Annotated in this window: 8 protein-coding genes; 6 read left to right on the top strand and 2 right to left on the bottom strand. The window is 62.8% G+C overall.

Going from position 1 to position 8,340, the window contains the following annotated elements; genetic code table 11:
* Positions 1-207: 207 nt before the first annotated feature.
* Together VJ604_RS05605 and VJ604_RS05600 are read right to left on the bottom strand one after the other, a co-directional pair.
* Positions 208-393: a hypothetical protein gene (locus VJ604_RS05605; RefSeq protein WP_324080468.1), complete on the bottom strand. Its 186-nt coding sequence runs from the start codon at positions 391-393 to the stop codon at positions 208-210.
* Positions 394-589: 196 nt separating this feature from the next.
* Positions 590-3,070: an FAD-dependent oxidoreductase gene (locus tag VJ604_RS05600; RefSeq protein ID WP_324080462.1), complete on the bottom strand. Its 2,481-nt coding sequence runs from the start codon at positions 3,068-3,070 to the stop codon at positions 590-592.
* A 332-nt stretch (positions 3,071-3,402) separates the two neighbouring features.
* Here VJ604_RS05600 and VJ604_RS05595 point away from each other — a divergent pair, with 332 nt between their 5' ends.
* The 6 genes from VJ604_RS05595 to VJ604_RS05570 all read left to right on the top strand — a co-directional run.
* Complete coding sequence (locus VJ604_RS05595; protein ID WP_324080459.1) at positions 3,403-3,693, top strand: NIPSNAP family protein; 291 nt, start codon at positions 3,403-3,405, stop codon at positions 3,691-3,693.
* Positions 3,694-3,884: 191 nt separating this feature from the next.
* Entirely contained in the window at positions 3,885-4,340 is a 456-nt protein-coding gene (locus tag VJ604_RS05590; protein WP_324080456.1) for an SRPBCC domain-containing protein, read from the top strand.
* A 27-nt stretch (positions 4,341-4,367) separates the two neighbouring features.
* The gene (locus VJ604_RS05585) at positions 4,368-5,198 is read left to right on the top strand and encodes a metal-dependent hydrolase (RefSeq protein WP_324080453.1); all 831 of its coding nucleotides are present in this window, start codon (positions 4,368-4,370) and stop codon (positions 5,196-5,198) included.
* A 156-nt stretch (positions 5,199-5,354) separates the two neighbouring features.
* Positions 5,355-5,519 (top strand): hypothetical protein, encoded by a 165-nt coding sequence (locus VJ604_RS05580; RefSeq protein WP_324080448.1) that lies wholly within the window; start codon positions 5,355-5,357, stop codon positions 5,517-5,519.
* A 190-nt stretch (positions 5,520-5,709) separates the two neighbouring features.
* Positions 5,710-7,743: a sensor histidine kinase gene (locus VJ604_RS05575; RefSeq protein ID WP_324080445.1), complete on the top strand. Its 2,034-nt coding sequence runs from the start codon at positions 5,710-5,712 to the stop codon at positions 7,741-7,743.
* Between the two features lie 2 nt (positions 7,744-7,745).
* The coding region (locus tag VJ604_RS05570) for a response regulator transcription factor (protein ID WP_324080441.1) at positions 7,746-8,340 on the top strand (595 nt) is incomplete at its 3' end.

The raw sequence follows: 8,340 nt of genomic DNA, 5'->3' as shown, positions 1-8,340 counted from the left end.
GGGAAGGACAGGATGAGGATGGGGCGTTCTTTCACCGGATAATACCCCATCCTCACCCCGGCCCTCTCCTTGAAGGAGAGGGCGAAGTTGGTTGAGCGGAAGATTGTGACTGATCGGGAAAGGAAATGGACAACAGTGGAGGAGAAGAGACGGAGAAAGGGGGGGACATGGCGCGGGCCGCTGCGTACCGCGCCGGAGATGGGTAGCTCAACTGGTCTTGTTTTTCCGGTAGAAGGAGATCAGCAATTCGGCATCCCTGGGGGAGAGATCGAACTTGAAGACGGCTTCCTGGATCAGCGGCTGGAGTGGATGGTCCGGGTCGTCCAGCAGATGTCCAGAAACCCACTTCACTGCCCGCCGCAAATCTTCGCCTTCCGGTAACACGCTGCTCATGATGTGCCTCCTCGATAGCTCACTCTCTAGCCTAGCGGAAGCGGCTGGGAAAGGGAAGGGGCTAGGAACAAAAGGAAACGGCTATGAACAACACGGCGAACGTTCCCTCTCCCGAAGGGGGAGGGTTAGGGAGGGGGAGCGGTCGCCTCTACCGCCAGTGCCCCTCGCATGGTGAAGGGCCCCCCTTCCTCCCCGTTTAGATGAACAGGTTATTGTCCGCGTGTTCCGACGCCTCGAGATAGGCTGCCACTCCGCCGACCTCGATGCCGTCGATCAGTTCCTCGCGGCGAATCCCCATCAGGTCCATGGACATCTGGCAGGCCACCAGCTGCGCGCCTCCCCGGATGGCCAGCTCCATCATCTCCTCAAGCGACGGCACGTTCTTGTTCTTCATGATGCCGCGGATCAGCTTGCCGCCGATCCCTGCCATGCTCATCCTGGAGAGGGCGAGTTTCCGGCTGCCGCGGGGCATCATCATCCCGAAGGCGGCCTCGATCAGGTTCTTGCCCAGCCCCGAACTCTTCTCCTGCTTCCTGAGCGCGTTGATGCCCCAGAAGGTGAAGAACATGGTGACCTTGCGCCCCATGGCCAGGGCGCCGTTGGCGATCACGAAGGAGGCGATGACCTTGTCGAGGTCGCCGGAGAAGACGATGATGGTCTTGTCGTTGCCGCCGCTCATTGCCGCCGCCTGCTGGGGGGGAAGACACTTTTCCACCAGCGCGGTGATGGTCCCTTGGTGGCTGTCGATCTCCCGCACCAGGTTGCCGGTGGAGCGGGCCCATGCCTGCACGTCGCTGTAGAAGCCGGGATCGCTGGCACTGATCTGCACCAGGTCGCCGGGGGCCACGGCGTCAATCTCCCTCTTCAGGCGGAGCACGGGGCCCGGGCACTGCAGCCCGCAGGCGTTGACCTCGACGGTCCTGACATCTGCCACTATGGTATGGTCCACTGAAATCTCCTGCATGCCGTTCTCCAATTTTTTCATTCCTTCTGCTTTCGGTGCGGCCGCCTCGGCATGGGGCTGGCTGGCGGTGGCGACCTTGAAGATGTCATATCCCCCCGAAAGGTTGAGGCAGTCGGTGAAGCCGTGCGCCCGGAGAATGCGGGCTGCCAAATAGCCGCGTAGACCAACCTTGCAGATGAGTACGATCCTCTTCTCCCTGGGGAGTTCGTCTAGCCTGCCGCGCAATTCGTCGAGCGGGATGTTTATCGCGCCGTCCAGGCTTCCAACGGCGAACTCATCCGGGGTGCGGACGTCGACCAGATAATGGTTGTCATCCAGGCTTGCCAGCTGGTCCCAGGTGATGCTTTTGTACAGGCCGTCCAGGATGTTCTGGGCCACGAAACCCGCCATGTTGACCGGATCCTTGGCCGAGGAGTAGGGAGGGGCATAGGCGTGCTCGATTTCGCACAGGTCATCCACCGTCATCCCCGCCTGGATCGCGGTAGCGATCACGTCGATGCGCTTGTCGACGCCGCTGTAGCCGACCGCCTGCGCCCCCAGCACCTTCCGGCACTCCGGCGAGAAGACCAGCTTCAGGGTCAGCTGGGTGGCGCCCGGGTAGTAGCCGGCGTGGTCGTTGGGATGGATGATCACCGAGTCGCAGGGTATCTGGCTGGCGTGGCAGAACTTTTCGGTGAGCCCGGTCTGGGCGACGTCCAGATCGAAGACCTTGGCGATGGCGGTCCCCATGGTGCCGCGATAGGAGCGGGGAGCCTCGCCGTGCATGTTGTCCGCCGCGATCCGCCCCTGCTTGTTGGCGGGACCGGCCAGCGGTACCGCGCTGCTCTTGCCGGTGAAGGGGCTGGCCATCTCGGTGGCGTCTCCCACGGCGAAGATCCCCTCGCAGTTGGTCCTCATCTGCTGGTCGACCACGATGTGCCGGCGCGGGCCGAGCTCGATGCCGGAGTCCTTCAGGAAAGCAGTGTTGGGGGCTACCCCCACCGCCAGCAGCACCAGGTCGGCTCCGATCTCCGCCCCGCTGGTGAGGGTTGCCTTGACCCCGCCCGCCGGTGCAGCGTTGAAAGAACAGACCGCCTCTTGCAGCCTGAGCCCGATACCCTTCAGCTGCAGTTCGCGGTGAACAAGCGCCGCCATTTCAAAGTCGATCGTGCTCATCACCTGCGGGGTCGCCTCCACCAGGGTGACCGAAATCCCCAGTGCATGGAGGTTTTCAGCCATCTCCAGGCCGATGAAGCCTCCCCCCACGATGAGCGCCGAGGCGACCGTGCCGCCGGAGAGGATCGCGTGCAGCCGGTCGGTATCGGGGATGGTCCAGAGCGTGTGGATGGCCGGAAGGTCGGCTCCGGGGATGGCGGGTTTTACCGGCGAGCCGCCTGGCGCCAGCAGAAGCTGGTCGTAGGGCTCGTCGAACTCCCTTCTCGAGGCGAGTTCCCGGACCCGTACCGCTTTCGATTGAGGCAGCACCGCGACCACCTCGTGGCCGGTCCGTACCTCCACGTTGAAACGCTGCCGGAAGGAAGCCGGCGTCTGCAGCAGAAGCTGGCTGCGGTCAGTGATGGCGCCCCCCAGGTAGTAGGGGAGCCCGCAGTTCGCATAAGAAACGTAGTCGCCCCGTTCGAAGACCACAATCTCGGCGCTTTCATCAAGTCGTCTCAGGCGAGCCGCCGCCGACATGCCGCCGGCCACTCCCCCCACGATAACGTATTTAGCCATGACAACCTCTCCAGCAAGTCTTTGCGCTACGATCTCCCGCCATTGCAAGCGCAATGCAAATACGGGTATCGGCGTTACAGATAGATACCATATATATTCTAAATATGCAATATATGAGAAGTGGGATTGATGGCAGCTCGCCACTCGGAAAGGATGGCGAAAGTGGGCAGCTCCATGCGGAAGCTGTCATTGTGCTAAGCGGGCTGCTATGCAATACTCTTGTGGCCGTCAAGGTGGGCGTTTTGAAGGGCGGCTCTTGCTTCATTGCGCCATAACGACATCGGCAAGAGGAGATAAGCCCGCTGTTTTGGCTACCGGGGAGGCGATAGATAATGCGTGAGCAAGTGAGGATCTACACCATCAACAAGGGAGCGCTGCATCAGTTCGTGGCCCAGTGGAAAGAGAAGATCCAGCCGCTGAGGGAGAAGCTCGGTTTCGTGATAGTGGCGGGCTGGACCGTCGAGGCGACCAATCAGTTCATCTGGGTGCAGAGATACGAAGGGGAGGGGAGTTGGGAGGCAGCGGACCAGGCATACTTCGCCTCCGACGAACGGAAGGCGATGGACCCCGACCCCGGCCGACTGATCGCCAGGATGGAACAGTACTACGCCGACCCCATGTAAGTAGCGCAGGACACCTTACCGGTTATCCGTTCCAGGACCCGCACCAATTCAACACGGCCAACTCCCTCACCCAAAGAGACCGGCCGTCAAGCCCCGGATTGACAAGGTCGGCAAATTAAGGCATCTCTTATATCTGCTCTCTGGCAGTTTTGGTCCTGCTTCCTGACACCGCTGTTTCCAAGGAGGGTACCATGACTGAACTCCGCACCGAGATAGCCCTTAAGGCTCCGGCCGAAAGGCTCTGGGAACTGTTGAGCGACTTCACCCTCTACCCGCAATGGAACCCGCTCATCGTGCAGGCGCAGGGGGAGGCGACGGAGGGGACACGGCTGGAGATGACCGTCCAGCTGCCGGCCATCCCTCCCTTCCCGATCAAGCCGACTCTCTTGTGCGCCGACCCGCAATGCCGGCTTCTCTGGCGCCACAGCCTGGCCTTCCCGGCGCTGATGTGCTGGTCCTATGGGCTGGAACTGGAGCAGCTCGACCAGGGGCGCCTGAAGCTGGTCCAGAAGTCGACCTTCGGCGGGCTGCTGGGGCCGTTGTTCACCTTCGCTCTGCGCAGGTCGGTGGAGCAGGGGATGTCCGAGTTCAACAAGGCGGTCGCCCGCTGGGGAGAGCAAGGAAACGTTCGCTGTTTGAGATGCTGAGGTAACGAGAACCGAAGGAGGGAAGGGATGAAGAAGTCGTTCGCACTGCTTTGGATGGCGCTTTTCTCGATGCTGATCCCTGCACTCGCGCAGGCGGCGGGGAAGACGGAGATCACCTGGTACGGTCAGGCGGCCTTCAAGATCACCACCCCTGCGGGAAAGGTGCTGCTGATCGATCCCTGGATCGACAACCCCGTCAACAAGTCGGGCAAGGAGGAGCTGGCCAAGCTTGACCGCGTAGACCTGATTTTGCTCACTCACGGTCATAACGACCACATCGGCAACTCGGTGGAGATCGGGAAAAAGACGCGGGCCAAGCTGGTGGCGCCGCACGGGCTTGGGCAGGCCATGGTGCAGTACAAGGGGTACCCCAAGGAGCTGGCCGGCTACGAGACCCTGGGGAACTACGGAGGAGAGCTGGTGCTGCTGGGCGGGGAGGTGAAGGTCGCCTTCATTCCGGCCGTGCACGATTCCGACATGACGGCACCGCTCGCTCCCGGTCTTCCTCCCACCCAGGCGGCAGCGGGTAACCCGGCCGGTTTCCTGATCACCATCAAGGATGGCCCGGTCATCTATCATACCGGCGATACCGACCTCTTTTCGGACATGGCGCTGGTCAAGGATTTCCACCCGGTGGACATCATGCTGACCTGCATGGGCGATCACTTCACCATGGGACCGAGGCGGGCGGCCCAGGCGGTGCGCCTGGTCGATGCCAAGCTGGTGGTCCCCATGCACTTCGCCACCATGCCGATCCTGACCGGGACGCCGGAGGAGTTCGCCAGGGAGCTTTCCGGCTACGGGCTGGAGAAGAGGATGAAGAGGCTGGCGGTCGGCGAGACCCTCATCTGGCAGTAGGAAAAGGAGGGGGATCGAGGCTAAAGGGGGACTGGCACCTGCGGAGCCAGTCCCCTGATCGTTTGTCTCGTTTCCGGCCTCCCGTAGCCCGCAGTTGCCGATCGCCCATAAAGGTTGTAAGATGGCCCCTCAATCTAAACCGTGCGAGGCAACGAGATGTTCGAGACACAATATAACGAGGAAATGGAAGCCGAGGTGAGGCGGTTGGAAGGTAAGAGGCGCGCGGAAGAGGCCGGTCATCCCGAATGGGATAACGCCTGCGCGCTCTGCGGTTGCCAGCTCACCGCCACCGAGGCCGACCGTTGCAACTCCTGCAGGTAGTCCGGTTGCCTTGAGGCCCCTCTACACGCGACGCCGGTGGCTGTAATAGCCCCGGCGTCGTTTGCTTTTCCGCCTTCTTCCCTGCCTCCCGGCCCCTCCTAATGAATTCCCTGTTGTAAGGCCCGGTGAGCTATGCTATTTCTTCGTATCCATCCCAAGCTTCTGAAAATCACCGACTTTCTGGATGTCTATGACCTCGTCGTTCCGCGCTACTTTCCTCGCCGCTTTGTGCTCTCTGCTGGCGCTGGCTCTCCTGTTCGGGGTTCGGCCTGCGTACGCGGTGCAGTTCAACGCCCCCGTGGTGAGGCTTTCCCCGTCCGCCCCGGTTTCCCTGGCCGGGCACTTGGAACTCCTTTCCGACCCGGATGGGCGACTGAACCTGGCTGACGTCTTAGGGCCGGGGCAGGCCGACCGTTTCAGGCCGCTTTCGGGTTTCCTGAACAGGGGGTACACCAAAGAGGCGAGCTGGCTCCGCTTCTCCTTGAGCCGCTCCGGTTCATCGCTGCACGACTGGATGCTCCGTCTGGGTCCCTCCATGCTGGACGAGATCAAGGTCTACGTCCAGACGGGCGATGACCCCTCCGTTGCCTCCTCCTACCGCGAATACGTCTTCGGCGACCACCACCCGATCGATCTCAGGCCTGTCCGTCATTCCAGCTTCGCTCTCCCCCTGCTGCTGCCGGACGACAGGCCGCGTCACGTCTACCTCCGGGTCCAGACCACCAGTTCCCACAACCTGGCCGGATGGCTCTATTCCCTGGACCAGTTCGTGTACTGGTCGGAGATCCAGGCGCTGCTGACCGGCGGTTTCTTCGGCATCTGCCTGCTGGTCACCTGCATCAATATCATCTACTCCATCAAGCTGCGCGACCTGGTGTACGGCTACTACGCCTGCTATGTCTTCGCCCTGGCCGTCAGCTACCTTGCGGTTACCGGCGTGTTGCCGCTGTTGCTCCCTTCGGCCGCGCACCTGGTCTGCGATTACCTCACCGGCGGTGGGGTCGCGCTCTCCTTCTCCTTCTTCGCGCTTTTCGCCACCCGCCTCTTGGAGACCCGCGGCCGTGGCGGTTTCGCCCACCGCTACTTCCAGTTCACCGTCCTTTTCGGCGTGGCCTGCTGCCTCTCCATCCCCCTCCATCTCTACGTCCGGGTGGCCCCGCTACTGGTGCTGAACGGCATCCTCTTCGTGATCTACCTGGTCTGGAAGGGGGTCGATCTCCTCCGCAAGCAGGTCCCCGCCGGCAGCCTTTTCCTGATCGCCTTCATGACCAGCAACGTCGGGGCACTGCTGGCCCTGTTCCGGATGTTCGGGCTGGCGCCGTTCAACTGGTTCACCGCCTACGGGATGCAGATCGGCGCGGTGCTGAGCATGGTGCTGATGACCCTTGCCCTTACCCGGCGCGTGCATGCTGCCGAAGAGAAGGCGCTGGCGTCGAGCCGGGAGACCGAACAGAGGGCGGTGGACCTGGCCAAGGAGATGACCAGTGAACTGGTGCGCAAGCGGACTGAGCTGGAGGAGGCGCTGGAGACCGAGCGGGAGGCCCTGCAGAGCCAGGCGCGTTTCGTGGACATGATCTCCCACGAGTACCGCACCCCGCTCGCCATCATCCGCGCCAACCTGGACATCCTGGAGATGAAGGCCGGCAGCAACCCCGAGTTGACCCGCAATTTCGGGAAGATGCGGCGCGCGGTGGCGCGGCTGGTCGAGGTGCTGGAGATCTCGCTGGGGCGCGAGCGGATGGACGAGGCGATCAAGAAGGCAAGCCGGGAACTGATCCACCTCGCCCCCTTCGTGGAGAGCATGATGGAGGAGATGCGGGAGCTCTGGGGAGAGGGGAGGCTGGTGCTGGAACTGGGCGAGGTGGAGGGGAGCCTGACCGGAGACTCGCTGCTGCTAAAGACGGCCTTTCTGAACCTGGTCGACAACGCCCTCAAGTACTCGCCGGAAAGCGCGCCGGTGGTCCTAAGCCTCGAGCGGGATGGGCAGGAGGCGCTGGTGGCCGTCAGGGACAGCGGCCAGGGCATCGTCCGGGAGGAACTGGAGAGGGTGTTCGAGAAGTACTACCGGGGGAGCGGCAGCAGGGACACCAGGGGGGCAGGGGTCGGCCTGCACCTGGTGAAGAAGATCATCGAGCAGCACGGGGGACGGGTCACCCTGGAGAACAGTCCGCAGGGAGGGACGCTGGCCATGGTGCGGCTGCCGCTGAACCAGTCAAAGGAGTAGCCATGAACGGCAAGGTGAAGGTCATTCTGGTCGAGGACGATCTCGACCTCCGGGAAAGCCTGGTGGAGTGTCTGATCCTCGCCGGGCACGAAGCGTTGGGCGTGGGAAGCGCCCTGGAGTTCTACCGCGAGCTCGCCCGCTCCAGCTTTTCCATCGCGGTGGTGGACGTCGGGCTTCCGGACGACTGCGGTTTCGAGCTGGCGAAGTACCTGAGGAAGAATACCGGCATGGGGATCATCATGCTGACCGCCCGCGACTCGGTGGAGGACCGGGTGCACGGCTACGACTCCGGCGCCGACCTCTACATGGTGAAGCCGGTCGACTCACGCGAGCTCTCCTCGGCCATCTCCAGCCTCGCGCTGCGCCTGGGCGGGATCGCGGCGCCCCCGGAGGAGGAGCCCGCGCCTGAAGAGGTCCCCAACGTCTGGCAGCTGATCAAGCAGCAGTGGTACCTGTTGACCCCCATGGGTGCAGCCATCTTGCTGACCGCCAAGGAGATGGAATTCATGCAGTGCCTCGCGGAACAGCCGGGCACCGCCGTGCCGCGGGAGACCATGCTGGCCGCTCTCGGCTACCGGGACGACGAGTACGCCAGCC

The sequence above is a fragment of the Geomonas sp. genome (genome assembly GCF_035254065.1).
In the GTDB taxonomy this organism is placed as follows: domain Bacteria; phylum Desulfobacterota; class Desulfuromonadia; order Geobacterales; family Geobacteraceae; genus Geomonas.
Note: the sequence above shows the minus strand (reverse complement) of the source record. Positions and strands in the feature narration are given on the sequence as shown.